The sequence below is a fragment of the Dietzia lutea genome, assembly GCF_003096075.1.
Lineage (GTDB): Bacteria > Actinomycetota > Actinomycetes > Mycobacteriales > Mycobacteriaceae > Dietzia > Dietzia lutea.
This window is the reverse complement of sequence record NZ_CP015450.1, coordinates 28,449-49,550: the sequence shown is the minus strand read 5'-3', so window position 1 is coordinate 49,550 and position 21,102 is coordinate 28,449. Positions and strand designations below refer to the sequence as shown.

Annotated in this window: 15 protein-coding genes and 1 pseudogene; 9 read left to right on the top strand and 7 right to left on the bottom strand. The window is 62.9% G+C overall.

The features are described 5' to 3' along the window. Positions 1–13: 13 nt before the first annotated feature. Positions 14–928, bottom strand: a complete 915-nt coding sequence (locus A6035_RS17600) for an amino acid ABC transporter permease (protein WP_108849407.1) — start codon at positions 926–928, stop codon at positions 14–16. Beyond that, positions 928–1,686, bottom strand: coding sequence for a transporter substrate-binding domain-containing protein (locus A6035_RS17595; protein WP_159149235.1), 759 nt, complete (start codon positions 1,684–1,686; stop codon positions 928–930). The genes A6035_RS17600 and A6035_RS17595 overlap by 1 nt, the downstream gene beginning before the upstream one ends. 403 nt (positions 1,687–2,089) lie before the next feature. Here A6035_RS17595 and A6035_RS17590 point away from each other — a divergent pair. Together A6035_RS17590 and A6035_RS17585 are read left to right on the top strand one after the other, a co-directional pair. After that, positions 2,090–3,462 (top strand): annotated as a pseudogene (locus A6035_RS17590) (IS1380 family transposase). A 364-nt stretch (positions 3,463–3,826) separates the two neighbouring features. Then, positions 3,827–5,017, top strand: a complete 1,191-nt coding sequence (locus tag A6035_RS17585; protein WP_108849405.1) for a flavin reductase — start codon at positions 3,827–3,829, stop codon at positions 5,015–5,017. 241 nt (positions 5,018–5,258) lie between these two features. On the opposite strand, the gene A6035_RS17580 is transcribed toward A6035_RS17585, so the two are convergent. The 3 genes from A6035_RS17580 to A6035_RS17570 form a co-directional block, all read right to left on the bottom strand. After that, complete coding sequence (locus A6035_RS17580; RefSeq protein ID WP_159149236.1) at positions 5,259–6,824, bottom strand: AMP-binding protein; 1,566 nt, start codon at positions 6,822–6,824, stop codon at positions 5,259–5,261. Between the two features lie 5 nt (positions 6,825–6,829). Then, positions 6,830–7,600, bottom strand: coding sequence for an enoyl-CoA hydratase/isomerase family protein (locus tag A6035_RS17575; RefSeq protein ID WP_108849403.1), 771 nt, complete (start codon positions 7,598–7,600; stop codon positions 6,830–6,832). 880 nt (positions 7,601–8,480) lie between these two features. Then, the gene (locus A6035_RS17570) at positions 8,481–10,034 is read right to left on the bottom strand and encodes an MFS transporter (protein ID WP_108849402.1); all 1,554 of its coding nucleotides are present in this window, start codon (positions 10,032–10,034) and stop codon (positions 8,481–8,483) included. Positions 10,035–10,297: 263 nt separating this feature from the next. On the opposite strand from A6035_RS17570, the gene A6035_RS17565 reads away from it, so the two are divergent. Then, positions 10,298–11,248: a phosphotriesterase family protein gene (locus A6035_RS17565; RefSeq protein WP_162534035.1), complete on the top strand. Its 951-nt coding sequence runs from the start codon at positions 10,298–10,300 to the stop codon at positions 11,246–11,248. Positions 11,249–12,879: 1,631 nt separating this feature from the next. After that, the gene (locus A6035_RS18365) at positions 12,880–13,305 is read left to right on the top strand and encodes a hypothetical protein (protein WP_159149247.1); all 426 of its coding nucleotides are present in this window, start codon (positions 12,880–12,882) and stop codon (positions 13,303–13,305) included. A 201-nt stretch (positions 13,306–13,506) separates the two neighbouring features. Here the strand turns inward: A6035_RS18365 and A6035_RS18360 are convergent, their stop codons facing one another. Next, positions 13,507–14,277: a hypothetical protein gene (locus tag A6035_RS18360; RefSeq protein WP_159149248.1), complete on the bottom strand. Its 771-nt coding sequence runs from the start codon at positions 14,275–14,277 to the stop codon at positions 13,507–13,509. A 531-nt stretch (positions 14,278–14,808) separates the two neighbouring features. Between A6035_RS18360 and A6035_RS17555 the strand changes: the two genes are divergently transcribed. Together A6035_RS17555 and A6035_RS17550 are read left to right on the top strand one after the other, a co-directional pair. Beyond that, complete coding sequence (locus A6035_RS17555; protein WP_108849399.1) at positions 14,809–15,411, top strand: recombinase family protein; 603 nt, start codon at positions 14,809–14,811, stop codon at positions 15,409–15,411. 417 nt (positions 15,412–15,828) lie between these two features. Then, positions 15,829–16,272: a hypothetical protein gene (locus tag A6035_RS17550; protein WP_108849398.1), complete on the top strand. Its 444-nt coding sequence runs from the start codon at positions 15,829–15,831 to the stop codon at positions 16,270–16,272. A gap of 283 nt (positions 16,273–16,555) precedes the next feature. Here A6035_RS17550 and A6035_RS17545 read toward each other — a convergent pair whose 3' ends face one another. Beyond that, positions 16,556–17,794, bottom strand: a complete 1,239-nt coding sequence (locus tag A6035_RS17545) for an AlbA family DNA-binding domain-containing protein (protein ID WP_235026537.1) — start codon at positions 17,792–17,794, stop codon at positions 16,556–16,558. A gap of 208 nt (positions 17,795–18,002) precedes the next feature. Here A6035_RS17545 and A6035_RS17540 point away from each other — a divergent pair, with 208 nt between their 5' ends. From A6035_RS17540 to A6035_RS19365, 3 genes are all read left to right on the top strand, one after another. Beyond that, positions 18,003–20,180: a KAP family P-loop NTPase fold protein gene (locus A6035_RS17540; RefSeq protein WP_108849397.1), complete on the top strand. Its 2,178-nt coding sequence runs from the start codon at positions 18,003–18,005 to the stop codon at positions 20,178–20,180. 265 nt (positions 20,181–20,445) lie between these two features. Beyond that, on the top strand, positions 20,446–20,691 hold the full coding sequence (locus tag A6035_RS17535) for a type II toxin-antitoxin system prevent-host-death family antitoxin (RefSeq protein ID WP_069389218.1): 246 nt from the start codon (positions 20,446–20,448) through the stop codon (positions 20,689–20,691). Positions 20,692–20,878: 187 nt separating this feature from the next. Then, positions 20,879–20,971, top strand: coding sequence for a type II toxin-antitoxin system RelE family toxin (locus A6035_RS19365; protein ID WP_341867183.1), 93 nt, complete (start codon positions 20,879–20,881; stop codon positions 20,969–20,971). The last annotated feature ends 131 nt before the right edge of the window (positions 20,972–21,102 follow it).

The window sequence follows — 21,102 nt, the reverse complement described above, 5'->3', positions numbered from 1 at the left end:
GGCGCGCTCACTGTCACGACCCCTTCGAACGTAGTTTTTTCATCAGACGGCTCAGCCTGCTCGACTGAGAGAGACGTGTCGTACCCCTTGAGAATCGCCGCTCCAAGAAGTACTGACCCACGTTCAGTACGCTGGTGATGATGAGATACCAGATAGATGCGACCACAAGCAAGGGAATGACCTGATAGGTCACACTGTAGACGTCGTTCACACTACGAGTTAGTTCCCCGAATGCGACAATGCTCGCTAGTGAGGTGTACTTAAGAAGTCCGATCAACTCGTTTCCCGTGGGCGGAATGATCACACGCATTGCCTGCGGCAAAATAATGATCCTCAGTGTCTGCAAGCGCGTTAATCCATATGCAGCCGCCGCATCTTCCTGTCCCTCGTCAACCGAGAGGATGCCGGCTCGAACAACCTCAGAGTAGTAGGCGCCGAAATTCAGTCCGAGACCGAGCAGCGCCGCAAGGTACGGAGTCATGATGTCGTTCATATTGCCGCTGATTCCGAGGAAAGGAATCTCCACGCGCTGGACTAACGATGACAAGTTGAACCAGAAAAGAAGCTGAACGAGGATGGGCGTACCCCGGAAGAACCATTGAAACAGTCCCGATGCGCTCCACAGCACCGGGTTTTTGGACAGCCGCATTACCGCCACCATCGTTCCGATCGCCACTCCGACGGTAGCCGCAGAGATCGTCAACAGAAGGGTGTTAAGGACGCCTACAAGGACGAGTGGGGCAAAGAGATACTGACCTACGACATCCCACTGCATCGCCTCGGCAGAACAAAGCCCCCAGGCCAGAGCGGCAAGTACGAATATCGCGAGAGCGGCCGCCACCCAGCGCCCGTAGTAGCGCCTAGCCACGATCTCCATCGGGGCGCGCGGATGATCCCTTACTGTCCTTACAGTGTCGGGGATGCTCATTACCGGGGCGCCTCGGTGTTCACGAGTGGACCGGGTAGCGCAGAACCCCACAGTCCGTGCCTTTCCATGATCTCCCGCCACTCGCCGGACTCGATTAACTGCTCCACCGCCCAGATCAGAGATTCCACGAGCTTGTCATTGCCCTTTTGCACAATCCAACCCTGAAGGTCACCCGCCGGAGCCGGGATCGGGTCACCGTTGAGCTCGAAGTCATCCGACGTCTCCACCATGTGCAACGCTGCCGGTGTCTGCTGCATCGTGAAGTCGGTGCGCTCGCTGAGAACTGATTGGTAAGCATTGGCATTCTCTGCCAGCGGCAGAATCTCGATCGCGGGCTCGCCAGCTGCAACGCACTGCTCGGAAAGGTCCTCGACCGTCCACATGTTGATGCTCCCCGCACCCTCGCCAGCCATTGCGCCGCAGGGATCGTCCGCATTGAACTCGGAGGGGTTCCCTTTCTTGACGACGGCTTGCATCTGCATACGGAAAATTTCGATCATGGTGACCTGCTCATACCGCTCAGGCAAACTCTGGAAGGGCCCAAGGAGCATGTGCATTCGACCGTTTGCAACAGACGGGATCATCGTTTCATAAGCGAGCTGGGTAAACTGGGCGTCGATTCCGAGCTCATCAGCGACCGCCTTAACCAGGTCAACTTCGCTGCCGACGAGTTCCCCATTCTGATTGTAGCTGTAAGGCGGGTAACCGAAGTCAGCACCGACCTCAATCACTCGGGAGTCAAGGATGTCCTCGGGCAAGCCCGAGTATGGTTCCGTGATTGAGTCACCGTTCAGAGTGCTTTCATCTGTTGCGCAACCCGCCAGAAGGACAATAGTCGCCGCCGCAACGGAAACAATCGGTGAGAATCTCAAAGCGCTTCCTATCTACCTTGCACCCTCGACGGAGTGGACTACCGGTTTTTACAACTCGGACGTATGAGTTAGTGAAGTGACGATAGTTCGCCCCATACAGACTGTCAACCCCCTTACTGTCCGAATTTGCCAGCTTGCTGGCTAGCCCCGGTGATTCACGGGGATCTGCGGATCGCTGGGCTAAAATAGACCGTAGTGCTTCCTGATCAGGGAAAACTGGTCTTGTCTAAGGATCCGGTTCCTCAAGCAGAAAGCGCTCGGTAGGTGGCGTACTTCGTGGTCGTCCGGTCTGCCCTTCTCCGCTGATGGTGTCGGGGTGATCGCTCATGCCGGGGTTGTAGCGCCACGTCTTCTGGCGGACCGTGTCGGGCTCACCGCCGAGCTGTCCGGGGCCATGGCTCGCCGCCGGTTCACTCCGGTCCATGACCGCGGCAGGGTGCTGGTCGACGCCGCGGTGATCCTCGCCGATGGCGGCGAATCCATCTCCGACATCGCTGTTCTGCGCCACCAGTCCGGGGCCATGGGCCCGATAACCTCGGCGCCGACGGTGTGGCGCACGCTCGATGAGGTCACCGCCGGCAAGCGCAAGAAGATCCAGGTAGCGCATGCACGTACGCGGCGGCATGTGTGGTCCCTCCTGCCCGACGGGGTCCCCGCATCGGCGTGTGCGGGCCGGGACCTGGGATCGGCGATCGTGCTTGATGTGGACGCCACGATCGTGGTCACCCACAGCGAAAAGGAACACGCGGCGCCGACGTACAAGCGCACCTTCGGCTACCACCCGATCGGCGTGTGGTGCGACAACACGACCGAGTTCCTCGCGGCGAGCCTGCGGCCGGGCAACGCCGGGTCGAACACCGCCGCCGACCACATCGACGTCCTGGGCCAGGCGATCGCCCAGGTCCCCGCCAACCATCGACGTGATCTGCTGATCCGCTCCGACGGCGCCGGCGCCTCCCACGACCTGCTGAACTGGATCACCGAGCAGAACCGCGTCCGTGGTCGACGAGTGGACTACTCGGTCGGATTCTCCATCACCGGCCCGTTGCGACGGGCCATCGCAACCTGCCCCGAGGAAGCGTGGGGGCCGGCGTTGAACCCGTCGGGCGACATCCGCGACGGGGCCGAGGTTGCCGAACTGACCGGATTCCTCGCCCCTGGGCTGCTCGCCAAGTGGCCGGCGGGGATGCGGGTGATCGTCCGCCGCGAGCGGCCCGACCCGGGCGCCCAGCTATCGATGTTCGAGGAGATCGACGGGTGGCGCTACCAGGCGTTCGTCACCAACACCGCCACCGGCCAGCTCCAATTCCTCGAGGCCAGGCACCGGGCTCACGCCCGGGTGGAGGACCGGATCGACACGCCAAAGACACCGGGCTCGGCCGGCTTCCCTCGCGGGAGTTCGCCCTCAACCAGGCGTGGCTGGTGGCGGTGATGCTCGCCGCTGACCTCGTGGCCTGGACCCGGACGCTCGCCTACACCGACGATGCCGCAGTCCTGGCGTTGTGTGAGCCAAAAGCGCTGCGCTACCGCTTCCTTCACGTGGCAGCCCGGCTGGTCCGCAGCGGCCGACGACGAAGAGTGAAAATCCCCGAAACGTCGCCCTGGGCGATCGCCATCGTCGCCGTGTTCAACACCATCGCCGCGATTCCCAAACCGGCCTGACCACACCCACCCTCGACAACACCACCCGGAGACCCGCCACCGGGCAGCGCCAGCCGGCGCCCTCCCACGCCTACGCACCAAATCGAGCCGGCCGCCACCTCGCAGCAGCGGTCCTCACGGCCAGTGAATCACCGGGGCTAGCGACGCGTTCGACACACTTCCGCACCCCGCGGCTTGCCTACCGCCCGCGATTGCGGCGCGTCGCGCCAGGCCGTACCACCCTTTACGCCCGCATCGGAGCCCGCGAGGCCGAACGGTTGCAGTGATATCGGTTCGTAACTCGTCCGTCTGTGTTAGAATACATTGGACCGTTGACACGCTTCTGCCTTAGAGCAGTCGTTCTCACCATTTCTGGAGCACACCGATGACCACTCTCCCCAGAACGCCAATCACCCCGCCTACCGACGCCGAGTTCCGCAATGTGATCGGCCATTTCGCGAGTGGCGTTGCGGTGGTGACGGCTGAACCGGACGGCGAGCGGGCTGGCGCGACCGTAAGTGCCATTAGCTCCCTATCGCTCGATCCCCCTATGGTGGTGGTGTGCCTCCACAATCGTGCGAGCATCTGCGCTGCCATCAAGGCTGAATCGAGCTTTGCCGTCAACATCCTGAGCGAGGCGCAGGGAGATCTCGCCGAGCGTTTTGCGCGCCCAGCGTCCACGGACAAGTTCGAGGGCGTCCAGATCAGTAGCGGACCACTTGGGTTGCCACTGATCACCGACGCTCTGGCCCATCTGGAATGCGAGGTCGAGGAAGAGGCTATCGGCGGCACGCACACCGCGTTCCTTGCTCGGGTGATAACCGCCACCGCGAGCGAAGGGGCGCCCCTGGCCTACTTTCGCGGCACATTCGGCCGCCTCTCAATGCCCGAGGACGAGCTGGCCTACGACGTCCTCCGCGAGCAGATCCTCAACGCACGCTTTCTCAGGGGCGCCGAGCTGGATGTCGCCGAACTCGCAGGGGGTCTCGACATTCCGCCGCTAGTGCTTCGCCACGCCCTCGCCCGACTGTCGACGGAGGGCCTCATCGCGCGGCTTTCCACGGGCGGGTACGTCCTTCCGCCGCTGAACCCCCGGCTGATCGACGACGTGCTCGATGCCCGCTGCGCGATCGAGTTCGGCGCGGTAATGGCTTGCGGCGGACGTCCGCAGCCGGATGCGCTAGCGCGGCTACAAGAGACGTCCGACCAGATCACGCGCGTGAGCCACGAGGAGGTCGTCGACACGTACCTTGCCTTGGAGCTCGAGAAGGCGTTCCACGAGGAGATCGTGCGCTTGTCGGGTGCGCCGTCGATGTTGCTCACATACAGGCGGCTCACAGTGCCGGGGGTTCTCGCTCGCGCTTGGGGGCCGAGCTACCGTGGGAGGGACGCCAAGCAACTGGATGCGTGTCGGCACGAAATCGTCAGGGCCCTAGACGACGCGAACAGCTCACTCGCCTGCGAGATGATCGCCAAGCACCGGGATATCCTGAAGCAGGCGTCGCGCGATGAACTGCGCAAGCTCGAGACGGAGTCGATCCAGCATCCGGCCACGCGCGATGAGGATGCCAGCTAACTGTTTATCGCCACTATCCGACTACTTCGGCTCGCGCAGATAGTTGAGCGTCACTGCGAAGTCCTGAACGAGCGATTGTACGCGGGCGGCCTCCTTGATACCTCCTTACCGCCTGGTAGGGCCGATATTGAGGCGGAGGGGTCGATCTAGGTTGGACGAGAGATCCCATTTGTGCTTTAGCGCCGCGGGTAGTCGAAGCGGCCGCCGACGTGAGTGATGCGGTTTTCTTCCGTGGACATCGTCAACTTCGGTTGGCTAGTGCACGGTCCCAGGTCGTTGGCGTGACCCCCCGTTGCACAAGAATGTGCTTCTCGACCTTTTCGGTCGGAGTGTGCGGCAGTGATGCGACGACGTCGATGTACCTCGGAACCATGTACCCGGGCATGATCGTCGCGCAGAAGTCAGCGAGTTCAGCCGGCATCACGTGCGCGCCATGGCGGGCGACCACGGTGAGCATCACGTCCTCCTCGGAGAGCTCGCTCGGGACGCCGAAGGCTGCGGCCTCCTGAACGTCCGGATGAGTCTCGACGAGCTCCTCGACCTCGAGCGCCGAGATGTTCTCGCCGCGGCGACGAATGGAGTCGGTGACTCTCCCGACGAAGTAGAAGTAGCCATCGTCGTCGCTGCGCGCGAGGTCACCCGTGTGAAACCAGAGGTTTCGACGGGAGGCAACGGTCGCCTCAGGCTGACGGAAGTACCCGTTCGACAGGAGGTAGGGCTCGCGTGGACGGAGGACGATCTCCCCGACCTGGCCGACCGGGACCTCCCGGTCGTCCGGCCCGAACAGCCGCACGTCGTAGATCTCCAACGGCTTGCCGCAGCTGTTCCGCCGGCGCGGTTGGTCCAAGGGCTCAAACATCGCGATTCCGGCGTCGGTCGACCCGTAACCCTCAAGCAGCCGAAGGTCGAACCGCTCCTCAAACTCGGGTGCGAAATCAGGAAGCGGTACGCCCCACGCGAGCCGAACGGGGTTCGAGCCGTCCCCCGGCGTCGGCGGCTGCTTATAGAGCAGGGTGAGCGTCGCTCCCATGAAGTCGAAGACCGTCGCACCGAACGACTTCACCTCGTCCCAGAAGCCGCTGACGGAGAAGCGCTCCCCGATCGCGGCGGTCGCCCCGAGCAGGAGGGCCGGCAGCACGGTCAGTACGGTGGCATCGATGTGAAACAGCGGAAACGGCGAATAGAGGACGTCGTCGCTTCGAAGGCCGAGGGTCTCAACCATCGTCTGGGCATGCCGCACGAGGTAGCGGTGCGACAACTCACATGCCTTCGAGCGCCCAGTTGTCCCTGAAGTGAAGAGCAGCATCGCCAAATCCCCATCCGCGTTCGAAACGGCGGTGAAGTCCAGACCGCTAGCCTCGAGATCGGACAGGGATCGTACGCTCAGGTCACTCAGGTCGGGAGTTTCGGACGCCTTTTCCCGGAGGATCACGGTGTCCAGATGCGGGAGCTGGTCGTGAACGGCCTGCACACCGTCGGCAAGCTCGACGGTGGTGATCAGGAACTTCGCCTCAGTGAGATCAAGCGCATGTGCGAGAAGCGGCCCGCGATACGCGGTGTTCAATGGCGCGACGACCGCGCCGAGCTTCGAGAGCGCAAACCAGGCTAGAACAAACTCAGCACAGTTCGGCATCAACACGGCCACCACGTCACGCTGCCCGACCCCAATGGATGCGAATCCTGCCGCCAGTCGCGTCGAGCGACGATCAACTTCCCCGTAGGTGAGATCACCGTCGCGGAACCTCAGAAAGCACGTGTCGGGGCCGGTGACTGCCCTGGTTGCGATAAGCTGCTCGATTGTGGACACGGGAGTCACGCACCTCCTTCCGTGCGGCGCTCAGCGAACGCCCGGAGACTAGTCTGCAGCTCCGCCGAGCCGAAACCTGCGACCACCGCCTCCGTTTCCGCGGTGAGCATGTCTCGCCAACCGCGGGGGTCGGCATTGAGAAGCTCCTTCGTACGCCGCACGGCGTCCTGGGAGCACGAGGCTGCATACTGCGCCATCTTCTGCGCCTCTGCTTCCAAGTCGTCCGGCTCGACAACTCGGGTGACGAGGCCGATTCGTTGCGCCGTTTCAGCGTCGAGGACGGCACCGAAAAGCGTCAGCTCCCGGGTCCAACCGTCCCCAATCAGTCGCCGCAACAGCATCGACGAGCCGTTGGTGATGGTCAGGCCGACTCGAACTTCGGGGCAGGCGAACCGAGCGGCTGGCGTGGCGATGCGAGCATCGCAGTTGACCGCGGTCTCAAGTCCGCCGCCATACGCGAGGCCCGATACGGCCGCGATCGTTGGCTTCGGCGCGTATCGCAGGACGGTGGCGAGCTTCTGGAGGGCCTCGGCTTGGGAGCGAAGCCCGGCAGCGTCCAGCCTCGCTAACTCTTTCAGATCGATGCCGCTTGTGAACGCACGGGGCCCGCCGGTGAGAACGATCGCCGCGACAGCGGGATTCTGGGCGGCGTCCTCCGCGACCTCTACCAGCGCCCCCAGCGTCTGCGCGTCGAGAGCATTGTGGACTTCTGGACGCTGGAGGCGGATGGTGGCGACCGACCCCGCTTCTCGATACTCGATGGTTGACGCTGTCATAGCGCGATCCTAACACGGACGCGCGTCTTCAATCATTAAGCCGACGAGACTCACGAAGAATGTCCGCGAAACTGGTGCGACGATGGGGCATGGGAAATGAGTTGTCGATGGCCTCACGTGCGGAGATCGCCACGAGGTTCGCGAAGGCTGCGTCGAATGAAGGACAAGGGGTGTGATTCTCAATCAGGCCATCGAGGTGACTGGCTGGTCTCGCGATAACGCCCGTCAGTCGTCTGACTGCCGCAGCCCAGGAGCAGGGACTGGTGAGCAAGGGCGATTCCATAGTCAAGGATGAGACGACCAGCCGGTTTCAGCCGGACAACGCGAAATAGCCCGTGACCTGAGTTTCCACAGGTCACGAAGTACGAATCAGAGTGATGAGCGCGTTTGGCGGCGGACTGGCAGGCCGGGTACTTCAGAATTGCGGGCATGGCGTACAACTTCGTGGCTGCCGATCGCGAGCAGCTGATGATGACGCCGCCGTCGGTGGCGGACTGGCTGCCCGAAGGCCCGATTACTCGGCCGCGGCACGAGTCGGCTCCCGAGACTCGTCCACGGCCCGCGCGGAGAGCGCGGGGACTTCGGAGCGAGGGATATTGCGTCACGTCGACCTCACCGCAGCTGTCGGACGCACAGGTGCAACGGTGACCATTCGCTGGCGCGAGCACCAACGACCGACACGCCACGTGACCCGCACCACCGCACGGCGACCGGGCGAACTGGCCCCCGCAGACATCCACGAACCTGTGCTCGCGGACGGATAAACCGGGCTCCACTCGGCTTCGAAGCGCGAGGCCTCAGATCGTCCAGAGTGCGGGAGCAGCGCGCCTGCGGAGAGGCTCACCACAATCACCGACGAGCTCACACCGGCCTCCCGAACTCAGCCGCAGACCGGCGCGTCGTCACCGGCCGCCTGCTCGGAGTCGCCGGGCTCGTCGTGTGGGTCCTTGGCGGCTCCACGATCGTTCGGAATCGTCCCCCAGGCGATCACCGCGGCGACCAGCAGGAGCAGGCCGGCGACCAGCGACGCCTTCTCAATGGCCTGGGCGAACGCCGCCTGGGCGATATCCGCCACATGCGACTCCGCCGGGACGCTCTGAAGAGCGGAAGCGAGGGACTCACGAACGGCGGGAGTCTCGGAACCCGCGGGAAGGCTCAACGACGAGCGGTACACAACTGTCACCAGCGAACCCAGCACGGCGATGCCGAGTGCGACGCCGAGCTCGTAGGCCGTTTCCGCGATGGCCGAAGCGGCTCCGGCCTTGCGCGGCGGGACCGCCGTCACGACGGCGTCGGTGGTCAGGGTCATCGCGAGGCCGACGCCCAGACCCACCGGGATCAGCGAGAGGCAGACCAGGAGCAGAGGCGCCGAGTCGACGGCCTGCGCGATGAGTGCCATCCCGCCGGCCGAGACGAGCAGGGCGACGGCCACCGCACGACCGCGGCCGAGGCGGCGGAGCGCTAGCCCGACGATGGCGACCACCGCGATCGAGGCGATCGCCGTGGGAAGCTCGGCGAGTCCGGCGCGGAGCGGGCTGAGGCCCCGCGCAAGCTGGAGGTACTGAGAGAAGAAGAACAGCAGGCCGGTGAGGGCGAAGATCGCGACGACGTTCGCACCGACCGCGCCTCTGAACGACGGGTTGCGAAAAAGCGTCACGTCGATCATCGGACTCGTCAGCCGACGCTGCCTGCGGACGAAGACGGCACCGACCGCCACTCCGAGTACCAGACCTCCCCCCGTGATGGCGTCGAGACCGTGGTCGACACCGTGCTTGATCGCGTAGACCAGCGGGACAATGGCGCCGAACGACAGGAACGACGACATGATGTCGAACCGCCCGGGATTCGGGTCGCGGGACTCCGGGATCAGGAACGCGCCAGCAGTCAACGTCACCAGGACCACCGGGATGTTGATGAGGAAGACCGAGCCCCACCAGAAGTTCTCCAAGAGGGCGCCACCAACCAGGGGTCCGATCGCGATGCCGGCAGCTGACGCCGCGGACCAGATGGCGATGGCGCGGGTCCGCTCAGTGGGATCAGGGAACATCGCCCGGATGATCGACAGGGTCGACGGCATGATAGTGGCGCCCGCAACGCCAAGCAGGAGTCGCGCCATGATGAGCAGCTCGGCGTTGGGCGCGAAGGCACCCAGCAGCGAGGCGAGACCGAATGCCGCGGAGCCGATCATAAGCAACCTCTTGCGGCCGATCCGGTCGGCCAGGGTGCCCATCGTGACCAGCAGACCGGCGATGGCCAACGAGTAGACGTCCCCGATCCACAGAATCTGGTTCGCCGTCGGGTTCAGATCCGCCGTCAACGAGGGAACGGCCAGGTAGAGCACGGTGGCGTCGATGGCCAGGAGCAGGACAGCACTGACGAGCACGGCGAGCGCCGCCCAGCGGCGCGGGGAGGAAAGCTCACGGTGAAGAGTCACAAGGGGAAACTATATGGAACGGTAAGTTAACGGCAGTTTGTTGTGGCGGGCTGCCGGGACGCGCGCGCAGCGGCACCACGTGCCCGGGTCGGGTCGGTGGATCGCATGACGTACGTCACTCTGTTTGACTGCGATCAAGCAAACAGATCAGTGCCAGGAAAGAGGATGACATGGCTCTAGTACCAACTGCTCGAGGCGACGAGATCGACGCCGCTGACATGGGTTTCACGAGCGGGGCAGAGGCAATCATTGGTCCTAACCAGATGGAGGTCGACTTCAACTGGCCACATCTGAGCCTGACCGGTTCGGCCGACCCCGCGGAGCAAGAGCAGATCAAGGCGGCTCGCATCAAGAAAGCCGTCGACGCGCTCAACGAGGCAAAAGCAGTCGGCGTCGACACGATCGTCGACCGAGTCATCCCGGGCATCGGCAGGAATGTTCCTTGGGTCAAGGAGATCGCCGCGCAGACCGAGGTCAACATCATCGTGACCACCGGGTGGTACACGTGGAGGGATCTGCCGCCCATCTTCGAGCTGGGACTGATGTTCCCGGACGCATTCGAGACCAAGCCGCCGAGGCTGGCGGACGTCCTGGTACAGGACATCGAAGAGGGCGTTCCCGGCACAGGTGTGAAGGCCGGGATCATCAAGTTCGCTTCCGATCACCTCGGAATCAACGAGGGCGTGCAGGCGATCATCGCAGCATCCGCCGAAGCGCACCGTCGCACCGGGGCACCTATCACGACTCATTCTGCGTCATCGGGCGACCGGCCGGGCATCCTCAGCATTCAGGACCAGCAGGCCGCGCTCGAGAAGGAAGGCGTCGACCTCCGCCGGGTCGAGTTCGGTCACGCCGATTACACGCCGCCGGAGGTTCCGATCGAGGAGTTCGTCAAGGTGCTCGACAAGGGCTCCTTCATCGGCTTCGACACCGTCGGCCTGGGGCACATCTTCCCTTGGGCCTGGGAGCAGCGGATCAGCCGCATCATCCAGCTCTGCGAGATGGGCTACTCAGCCCAGATTCTCTTGGGGAACGATGACACGGTCTTCACCGACGTCATACCCGAGTTCCCGGTGAAGCCGCTCTACACCGATGCAAAGCTCAAGGTCGTGCCGGCATTGTTGGAGCGCGGGCTCTCCGAGGAGCACGTAACCGAGATCACGGTCGATAACCCCCGCAGACTCTTCGAGATGCGCGATCTCGGCGCCTACTAGATGCCCCCGGCCAGGACGTTGGTTGCGGCGAGCCTGGTTGCGAACGAGAACCTCCGGTTGGGATACGGCTGCCTAAGGCCCACTCCAGCCGGAGGTTCTCATCTCCCACCGTGACATCCGACTGACCAGCGACGGCCGCCGTCTGATCGTTAACCGGCAAGTCCGGCTGACCCCACGCCCACATCGCCGCAGCGATAGAGATCGATTAATGATTCGCCACTCGACTGCGCCGTGCCCTACCAGACATTGCCCATCGAGAAGCTCAATCGCCCCACCGAACAGCCTTCCAGAGCGGTGGAACCGACACGGGTGAGAAGGGGGTGCAGTCGCCCGATCCGTATATCGACCCCAGCTCCTCTTCCATGCCACCTTCCCCAAGCGCACCGCTACTGGTGAAGGACCCTTGCGGACCCTCCACCCGCCGACATCCAGACTTTATGACAAGCTAGGGTTTCGAGGGCTCTCCAGCTGGGCTCCGAGACCGTTCATCGATGGAACACGGACGCCGTTAGTTAGCATTTAGTGACGTAAGCTCACTTTCGGTCAAGAAGAGTGCTGCTGTCAGCCATGAAGGGCGTCGATATGTCTTATCCCGACTCGCATGGTCCGAATCCGAGGACGGATTCGTTTCCTCCGGCGTCTTGGCAAACAGAGCCGAATCCAGGTTTGTACGCCAATCCCGGCAATCGGCGGAGCCTCCCCACTGGCGCTGTGGTGCTACTGACCGTTCTGACCATTGGAGTTCTGGGGCTAGCGGGACTGGTGGCCTACCTTCTGCTCGGACGCGACACAAGCCAGCTGACGTCCGCCCCTGTGGTGACGTCGACCGCGACCGCAACTGCGACGGCAGCGCAGGCGGCACCTGCTCAGGCGCCGGCATCGCAAGTGCAACCGGCTGCGGAAGCTCCACAAGTCGAGGCGCCAGCTGGTTCAGCCCTGTGCTCGGACGCCGGCGGCGGTCGCTACTCACGCTCAGCGGCCGGGACGGGCAACACCTCCTGCTCGTTCGCAGCCTCGGTCCGATCGGCATACATCGCCGCCGGGAACTTCGGTTCCCCAACCTCCGTGACCGCCTACAGTCCCGCCACTGGGTCAAGCTATTCCATGTACTGCACCGGCAGCAGTGTGGTCACCTGCTCGGGCGGCAACAATGCGTTGGTCTACATCTATTGACCCGCACCCCCGGCCGCGCGCTGAGCGTCGTCGCCACGGTGGCGGCGGTCGCATTGACGGGATGCGGGCTACAACCTGGTGACACCGCTGAGCAGAGCCCGTCGGTGCAATGGGTAACTACCACCACCACCGTCCCACCCTCCGGTACGTCGCCTCCTCCGACTGAGGAGGGCCCTCCCACCTCGCCCACCATCTCGACAGGTGGGGGCAGTCTGCAGGTCCCCACTGGCGGCGGCATCGCCATCACCCCGGTTGGCCGCGGTGGCCCCGCGAGGACTGCCGGGTCATGGACCGCAGGACCGGCATGGTCCACGTCGAAAATTCCCCTCGCGATCGCGGCTCTGGCCGTCCATCCAGAGCAGTCAGACAACGTTGCCCGGGCAATCACCGCTTCCGACAATCAAGCCGCCGACGCTCTGTGGCAATCACTTGGCCCTCCTGACCAAGCTGGACCGAGCGTGACGGCGGTGCTCGACCGATACGGTGATCCCTCGGTCGTGCCCACCACACCGCTGCGGCCCGGTTTCTCAGTCTTCGGACAAACCCAGTGGAGTTTGACCGACCAGGCACACACCCTCGCCGCGATGGCCTGTGACCCAGCGATCAGCCCTGTGCGGGACCTCATGGGCCGCATTCACACCGATCAACGATGGGGGCTTGGCCAAATCGAAGGCGCCTCCTTTAAAAGTGGCTGGGGACCATCTGCGACGGGTGCCGGATACCTCGTCCGACAGGTCGGATACGTTCCCACCACCACCGGCACAATCGTCGTTGCCCTCGCACTAGAAGGGCTGACCTTCGAGGAAGCGACTACTCGCCTCGACCAATGGGTTGCAGCCATCTCACCGGAGCTGCAAAACACTCCCGGCGGACAGTGCAGCTGACGCTGACACTCACCCGATCCAGACACCACCGTCCACAGGTAGAGCTTGCCCTCAGCTGTACAGCGCTTCGTGATATCGGTCAGCCACAGCTCAGGGCTCACGCAGGCGCGCTCACCGACCTGATCGTCCGTGAACTCCCTACGACAGGCTCTACGGAGCCCCGACCGAGAGACACATTCGCCGCGACCGTTAGGGCAGAGCTCACCTTGGATCCAGCGTGGGAAGTTGGCTCTTGAGCATGTCGAGCTGTCCTCGAATTGACTCAAGGTTGTTGGCCGGCGATAACGAGTTGAGGCGCACTTGCGCCGCTCCAGTAATCGCCTCGTTGAGACCCACCTCAAATTCTTCAAGCCGGGACCATGCTTCGGCTGCTGCCGGGTTTGTCGGCTCGTCACTGCCATCAAACTGAGGCTCAAGCGATCTACCGAGAGCCGCCAGATCGTCCGCCAAGACCAATTGCGCATCAATTTCGTCCGACATTGAGGACAGCCAGGATTTCACGGTCTCAGATTTAGTGGCGGAACCGACCTCGTTGAAGACGCTTGCTTTTTCACGGCAGCTGGATAGCCTCCTCGACCACCCATCATCGATCGAAATATCTAGCCGATCGCGCAGCTCAGGCGCAGTCTCCGACTTGGGGACCAATTTGGTCGCGGCATGCCGCCGGTGCAAGGTCCAGAAGACCACCGCCCCGATAAGGTACATGAGCGTGCCTCCGATCTTTTCACCAGTACCTTCACCAGCGAAAGGAAAAACGACAACGCCAATGGTGCAGAAGATCGCCAGCACTATGCGCCAATGAACACTCATGAACGCCTTCAGCCAAGTCCAGAAAGGGTTCGACTGCTTTCGATCGCTCTGCGTAACCGTGGCTGGCGAAGACTCGGTTGTCGAGATCGGACCTGAAGCAATGCCAGCCGACTCAGCTCCTGTGGGAACAAAACCCTGCTGGCTGACCGTGGCGACCTTCACTGAGCCACAGTTCGGACAACGTGCCCAACGCTCCTGACTTGCCAGCGATCGCTCGTAGTTCCCCTGAAGACGAGCGACTCGCGCGGCTCCACTCCCCCACGGAGTTCCACCCTCGTCGTACCAACGCGGCTTGGGCGCCTTGACTGGCCTCTCAGCAAACCACTTCTGATTGCACCGTTCGCATTTGCGAGCTTCTTCTTTCACGGCCACATCCTTGCACTCGAGCGCCATCCGAGCATCAAGTAGTCCCGATCGCTCGTAGTGTCCAGGGCGGCAACCTTGGTCGGCTGTACAGACCTGCCCGTTCGGGAATCCTCATACTCCCCTGCCCGGGGACGGGTCAGCGGCACGGCAATCTCGCCGCGTCAAAAACCTATAGTTTTACGAGACACTCGCCCCGCTCCCCCGCCCTGGCTGGCGCTGCGCCCCTTTCCTGGGCGAACGGACTCTTCAGAATGTCTCGCCAAGTCGTCTTGACGAGAACTGTCGCACGCGGCGCCTCGGCAGGGGTTTGTGGGGCACAATCGAGCCATGAGGCACTTGGGGTACACCCGCGTCAGTACCGCCAGTCAGGATGCGCAGCTGCAACTGGATGCTTTAGTTGTGGCCGGGGTGCAGAAGCGGGATGTGTTCTCCGATGTCACTTCGGGAAGCCGGACCGCGATCGAACGCCCGGGCATGAAGCGACTGCTCGACTACGTCGAGTCCGGCGACACCGTCGTGGTGTGGCGCATCGATCGCCTCGGCCGCTCCCTGATCGATGTCCTCAACACCGTGAACCTCCTTCGCGACAAGGGCGTGAAGATCCGATCCCTCTCGGACGGCATCGACCCAGAGACCACCACAGGCCGGTTGATGCTGGGCATGCTCGCCACGCTGGCAGAGTACGAACGCGAACTGATCACCGAGCGAGTCAACGCCGGCATCGCCGCAGCGAGACAGAACGGCACTCGGTTCGGTCGGCCGCCTGTTGACCCGGCGGTGATCGCGGAAAAGCTCGAGATCGCCCAGGACGCCCGAAAGAAGGGACGCACCGCCGAGGAAGCCGCCAGCTTGGTCGGGTGGTCCCGCGCCACGCTCTACCGACACCAACACGCCGCACGCACCCGCGAGACACTGAGCGGGCAGGTCTGATCTCAAAACCACATGCGGCACCCAGCGATACATCGCGACTGCGGAAGCACCTGCCGATGGCGTCGGCGGGCCCCAGCGCCAGCTGGAACCCCCCTCCGATGAGACCCGGGGCCAGCGGAGTGGGGTGGGTTGCTGACTCCGCCCTCTGCCCCGCGTTCCAGGCGCAGCAGTCGTCGTCGACGGGTGCGAACGTCACTATCCGGCCCCGCCCTGTCGGTCCGGCCTGCTACAACATGGGCATCTACCTGGGAGGTCAGTGTGCGTTCTGTAGTCGCGGTCGTTGCCGCAGTGATGCTGGTATCCGGGTGCTCGTCGAGCCCCGAACAGGAAGCGTCAGAATCGACTTCGTCGACAAGTACGGCGTCGAGCCCCACCGAGTCGTCGCCTTCGCCGACGACGTCGGACAGCGACGAGTACATGAGCGCCGGCGAGATGATCGAGCAGCCGGCAGGGAAAGGCGGACTGATTGGCTGCACGGGCCGCGATGACTGCGACCTGGAGTTCGACGTCAACTCCGTGTCCCGCCACTCCTGCGACTCTCACTCCCCGGAGGGCGACTACGAGCTGGTACGCGTGGAGATCGAGGCTAGGGCCCGCCAGGAGATCGCCTACCCGGATGCACTGGACGTGTTCAATCTCGGCTCCTGGTCGGCACTGACTGACGACGGCTACACGCTGCGCTCACTCGACGTCACCGCGAACTGCCCAGGATCGGACTATTCACTGCTCATGTACGGCATCAACGCTGGGGAGAAGGTGCGCAACACCATCGACTTCGTAGTCCCCACCAACGTCGCCAAACTGCAGCTCCAACCCGCCGCCCTCGACGGCGGCGGCTGGAACTGGAACATCACCGACTAGAGCTGGCAGAAGGCCGACGAGGTGCCGAGCCGACTGGGCCGCTTGTCTTACCCCCGGCACCCGAACGGCCGCGCACCGTCCCGATGCCGAGAATGTGTATCAATGCACTCGAGACCCGACGGAAATGCGTGTCTTTAATCTCGACACCCGCCCTGTGACACAGCCGGAACGGCGAGCCCTCATCCGTCCCGCACGGGCGTACCCGATGACACACCGAAGCTACGGCCGCTGGCTCCGTGGTCGATGAGGACCGAGGACACTGGTGCACTGGCGAACTGGTGCTTCAGTGCTTCTCCTGTGCCTGCTCGTTCCGCATCCACTGAAATTTGCTATGGGTGTGCACACCCAGGCTCCGCAGAAGCGGCATAGTGAGGTCCCTCGCGACGGCATTCGGATCGGTAGCGATGTCCGCGAACGCCGCTTCGGTCTCTCTCGCGTAGGTGTCAGCGGTGTATCCGGAGCCGTTGGAGAATCCGAAGCTATCCGCGAGAATCCATGCCGACCCCCCCTTCAACCCGCGGACCAACAACGCAAACCGCCAGGACCCACGGTACTGCGTCAATTTCGCTGTCTCAGCAGTCACCGCCACTAAAATTGCCGTCTTGGCTACGATCAACTCTTCGAAGATCAGCTTCGCCGCCGGCGGTTCCGGTTGAACGGGCCGTGTGTGCATGAACGTTGCTCGTTCACTTATCAGTGTCAGCCGGCCCGTCTCGTGGAATACGAGCTCGGCAGCGCGGCCGTCTCCTTTGAACTCCCTGGTGGCGTTGTGCATCCCATCGGTAACAGCGACCCCCTCGGCCCGCCGTTGAAACCCGGTCGCACGAATGTACGGAGGGTAGTCGGCACCCTTCGCTGTCTGATCAGCTTGCTGGAGAATCGCTGCCACCTGGTTTTCCCAGTTGGGATCGCCAGTGAGCTCGACAAGGAGGTCGTCCCTTAATCCGATGGGGTCGGCGATCAAGGCAATCAGTGAGGCCGTCGGGTCGATCTCATCCAGGAGCTCCTTCGCCTCCAGTTGGAGATCCGACCGGTCGCTTAGCAGGCGTCTGTGGTGTCGCATCACGTCGTCGTGAGACAGAATTACATTGGTCTTGTCTCCTCGCCCGTAGTACCGGCCGTCGACCATGTGTGGTGCCCGCGGTGACGGATTGACCCGTATAGCGAGATACCCCTTCGACGGCTCATCGGTCGATGGGATTGCGGTGGTCTGCACCCGGACAGGGTCCGAGATCGCCGCTTGGGCGATCTGTTCTACTCGCTCGGCCATGCCGTCGAGGGGTTGCGGAGTGAGTGAGGGTGGCTGAGTCGGGTCCTCGCCCTCATCCACGCCGACCAGGATCATTCCGCCGTCGATTGCAAACGCCGCAAGGTCCTTAGCTATGCCTTTGCTCCCACTCCGCCCAGGAGCGAGTTCACGCTTCAGGTCCAGATAGTGAGTCTCTTCGAGGAGTCCACTGGTCAGCGCCATCTGGAGCTCGGCTTCAGTCCGCGGCGACCAGCGAAAATCAGGCTGTGTCATTCGGAGATTGTCCCCCAATTCCGCCAGCGAGACCGAAGAAGGGCGTGTCTGGTGGGCCACGTGGGCTCCGCTCCCGTGAGGTGTCCTGAACATCGATGGTCAAGATGCCCACCCGTTCCCGCAGGAAGCCACTCAAACGGATCTCGGGAACCGTCCCGAATCGCGCCACTTGGCCAGCCGATCGAAGCGGTGTGATTCCATTCGCGACATGACCGCTGACCCCGTCAACACCGACAATCACATCACTTCGTTCGAGCAGGACAAGCTCCAACGCAGTGAGTTCTCCCGCCGGATCGCAGATCGTATCCGCCTGGCCGGAACCGGACAGAGCGTCACCTTCGGGCTCTCCGGCGCCTGGGGCGCTGGAAAGACGTCGGTATTGAACATGATTCGGCTTGAGCTAGAAGACGACAAGCAGTGGGTGGCTGTCGAGTTCACCCCCTGGGCAACAACCGACCTCGACTCACTGACCGGCGAGTTTTACGAAGTCATCGCATCTGCTATGCCCAAAAAGAGCAAGCGCGGAAAGACAGCTCGCGCAATGCTGATGTCCGCGACGCCGGTGGCGACCTCGGTGATCAGGACAGCAGCCGAGGGATACTTAGACCAGAAGCTTGGTTCCGGGACCTGGCAGAAGATCGCTGATACCGCTACCTCATCCACCCTGGACGAGCTTAAAAACTACACTCCCGCTCCCAATCCGTTCCGCCAGCAGTTCGCGGCGATGTCGAAGGCCATTGGACGCACCGGCGCGAAGGTCTTGGTGATCGTCGACGACCTCGACCGACTGCACACCGACGAACTACTCGCGGTGATGAAAGCGGTCCGGCTACTCGGCAGATTTCCCGGTGTCCACTACCTGCTCTCCTATGACAAGCGCACCGTGCTGGACCTGATAGGAGCGTCCGATCTCGCAGGCAAGGACCCCGACCGAGCTCGTGCCTACCTTGAGAAGATCGTGCAGTACCCGTTCGAGCTCCCGCCACTGCAGTCTGCCCACAGTCGCCGTGAAGTCACCGAGCAACTCACCGCCATCGCCCACCGATACGGATGTGACCTCACCGGCACCGATCCCAGCAATGGACGAGAGTGGGATCTCATCGACGAGCTACTGGACCTGCTCCCGTCCATCGACAACACCACACTGCGGGCGATCTACCGCTGGTGCGCTCAAGTAGACGTTCTGATGGCTCTACTCGGACGAGGGCACCTCGATCTTCTCGACGCGGCGCTGGTCACCTATCTGCGACTGCACCACGAGCGGATCTACGATCGCCTGCCAGCGTGGCGTTCCAAGCTCGTCGGGGAACCCCCCCAGTATCTGGTGTCCTCAAATAACGGGCGCGACACCGCCGAGGACTGGCTGACCCGCCTTCGCAAAGAAGCCCCCGGAATGAGCGAACCCGAGCTCGCTGACGTCTACCAGATCCTGGTCTACCTATTTCCAAAGCTGCCACACCAGAGGCCCTCCCGCACGCGCCCACTCACCACAACCCTGCAGGTGCACCACGACGAGTTCTTCGACCGCTACTTCATGTTCACCCTGCCTGTCGGTGACATCAGCGATGTCACAGCATCAGAAGAAGTATCTTCGCTGCTCAGCGAAGGAAGCCTCCGTCAAGGCTGCGTACTGCGCACGTTCATCGATGCTGGCGGTGACAATCGGCAACTCGCCCTACGAAAGCTGCGCCGCGAACTCGGACGCGTCGTCACCAATGCCTCACCGGAGAGCGCCTTGGCCGCCTTCGAGCATCTATGGCCATCGTTGCTTAACGAGCACGGCGATTTGTCCTGGCTCAGTGCCAATCAAGAAATCGCTGCGATACTCTTTGAGCGGGCTATAGAGGCCAGCTCGGACACCGACGTCGCTCGCGCGGTAGTGAACCAGATACGGCAGCGTTTCAGTCTGCGCGCCATCACACAGGTACTCGTTATGTTCCGCCGTGGCAGCGACAACTACCCTGCCCCGATCGCCTCCGCCATCACCGATGTTCGTGACGAAGTACTGAGAATGTGCATGGATGATATGACTTCCCCGCAACCGCATCAGGAGGGGCAAGTACTAACTTTCATCCATTTCCTGACCACCGACATGTACACAGAGCTGCGACGCCGCATCGACAGCGAGGGGCTGACCCAGCTCGACGTGGCAGCTCGCATGGTGGCCAAGGACAGCGATATGCGAGAAGACCTGCAGGGCTTCTATTACAAACCGTTCGAGGAGATCTACCCGCGCGAGCACTGGGACCCCACGCAGTTCCAGGATCCACCGTCGGTCGAAGATCTCCCGGAACGGGAGGACTATTCGATTGATGCACGACAGGCGAAGGCGAAATTCGCCATGCACTCAATCATCCTCGGAATGCCGAGTAATCAACCCGACTAACCAGGCTCGGTGATCACTCCACGGTCGCCAGCCATCGCCACGCTCCCCGCAGCCGTCCTCACATAAACGACGTCAGGTCCAGTTCGTCATCGCACTTATCTACGAATCTCCCGATAAGCGTGACTACGTACGGGCCGCCCCAAGAATGCGCCGATAATGTTGGATTACGTCAAACCCACAGGGTAGAAGCCTCGAAGCAGACTCGGCGCCCATGTCGCGTGCAGGCCACTGGACCACTGGTTGTACAAGATGTACTATTGGTGGCATGGTCACCACGACGCTTAGCAACTTCCGCGCTCATCAGAGCGAGCTACTCGATGCCGCGCAGCGGGCGCCGGTGGAGATCCTTAGCCGGGGCAGCCGTCGTCGCGCCGTTGTCGTCTCGCCGGAGTTCTTCGACCGCGCCCTACAGGCCCTGGAGGATCAGGCCGACGTGGAAGCCGCGGCTGCCGCTCGCCGCGAGGACGACAGCATCTCCCACGAGGACCTCATGGCGGAACTGGGCCTGTAGACCTGCGCACCCGCTTGCCTGATGCCCTATTCGATCTCCTATAAGCCCTCGGCCGCCAAAGCCCTGCGCAAAATTCATCCCACCGAGCAGAAGCGAATCGTCCGCGCCATCGAAGCCCTCGCGGTGACACCGGCGACCGCCTGGCGCGATTCAGCTCGCCGGAGGCGACGGCGAACTCCGAATCCGCGTGGGCGACTACCGCATCATCTACGACATCGAAGACGACGCCCTCGTCGTACTTGTGCTGCGCATCGGTCACCGCGGCGACGTCTACAAGTGACTCCGTCCCACGCCAAGTCGCCACCGGGCGTTCGAGGAGGCACCACTCGCCGACGCAGATAGGACGCGTTTCGACAATCCGCAGCCGGCACGGCTCGCGATGGCAGGATCCAACGCCTAAGCAGACAAGCC

Excerpts from the sequence above, each read along its gene's own strand:
- A6035_RS17600 (WP_108849407.1), bottom strand. The coding sequence starts at position 928 with ATGAGCATCCCCGACACTGTAAGGACAGTAAGGGATCATCCGCGCGCC.
- A6035_RS17585 (WP_108849405.1), top strand. The coding sequence starts at position 3,827 with ATGACCACTCTCCCCAGAACGCCAATCACCCCGCCTACCGACGCCGAG.
- A6035_RS17575 (WP_108849403.1), bottom strand. The coding sequence starts at position 7,600 with ATGACAGCGTCAACCATCGAGTATCGAGAAGCGGGGTCGGTCGCCACC.
- A6035_RS17565 (WP_162534035.1), top strand. The coding sequence starts at position 10,298 with ATGGAGGTCGACTTCAACTGGCCACATCTGAGCCTGACCGGTTCGGCC.
- A6035_RS17555 (WP_108849399.1), top strand. The coding sequence starts at position 14,809 with ATGAGGCACTTGGGGTACACCCGCGTCAGTACCGCCAGTCAGGATGCG.
- A6035_RS17550 (WP_108849398.1), top strand. The coding sequence starts at position 15,829 with ATGAGCGCCGGCGAGATGATCGAGCAGCCGGCAGGGAAAGGCGGACTG.
- A6035_RS17545 (WP_235026537.1), bottom strand. The coding sequence starts at position 17,794 with ATGACACAGCCTGATTTTCGCTGGTCGCCGCGGACTGAAGCCGAGCTC.
- A6035_RS17540 (WP_108849397.1), top strand. The coding sequence starts at position 18,003 with ATGACCGCTGACCCCGTCAACACCGACAATCACATCACTTCGTTCGAG.
- A6035_RS17535 (WP_069389218.1), top strand. The coding sequence starts at position 20,446 with ATGGTCACCACGACGCTTAGCAACTTCCGCGCTCATCAGAGCGAGCTA.